The organism is Coprococcus intestinihominis, assembly GCF_040096555.1.
In the GTDB taxonomy this organism is placed as follows: domain Bacteria; phylum Bacillota; class Clostridia; order Lachnospirales; family Lachnospiraceae; genus Coprococcus_A; species Coprococcus_A intestinihominis.
In genome coordinates this window covers 1-628 of sequence record NZ_JBBMEK010000526.1, presented here as the reverse complement: position 1 = coordinate 628, position 628 = coordinate 1, and the positions used below count along the sequence as shown (strand labels likewise).

1 protein-coding gene is annotated in these 628 nt (G+C 39.8%); it reads left to right on the top strand.

Annotated elements, in window-relative coordinates; genetic code table 11:
• Nucleotides 1–628 (top strand): hypothetical protein (locus WMO25_RS18640; RefSeq protein ID WP_349086751.1); only part of this gene is annotated, 628 nt, incomplete at both ends.

Here is a 628-nt window from a genome sequence, read left to right as displayed (position 1 = left end):
TCTTTTCTTCGGAATTGTTCGAACTTTACAGATTGGCCAGAGCTGATGGAAAAGGCATATCGGATATAAAAATAAAAAGTGTTCAGTGGGTGTTGGATATTGGACATGCAGAAAAGTGTATACATGAATTATATGAAGTGACAGAGGACAGCGTATTTCTTATTTTCGGCAGTGAAGAAGGCCGCATTATGGCGGATAAATGGCAGGGCAAGGGACAATTTCTCTATGCCGCCGATTTTGATGAGGCCAGACAGATTCTGAGTGAGAATGAAGTGAGCTTTTCTATTATTGATTATCTTCATGGACAGCACTCAGAGGAGGATTATCTGAATGCAGAAGATATTGATTCGGCCGGAAGAGAACTTTTTTATGAACTGCGGCAAAATGAACCGGAAATGCCTGTTTTTATTTGGGAAACAGATTTTTATATTTACAATCGTGAAGAAATCATTTCATTTTTGAATAAAGGTGCGGATGCTGTTATACATATGACCCCAGATAAGATGGATGAATGTCAGTCGATAATTGAGAAACTCCAGGTTCAATTATGGCAGCAAAAAGCGATGGATACATTGGCGCTGAAACATCAGGTGCTGTCTTACGAAACGGTACAGTTCCTGAGTGAGGA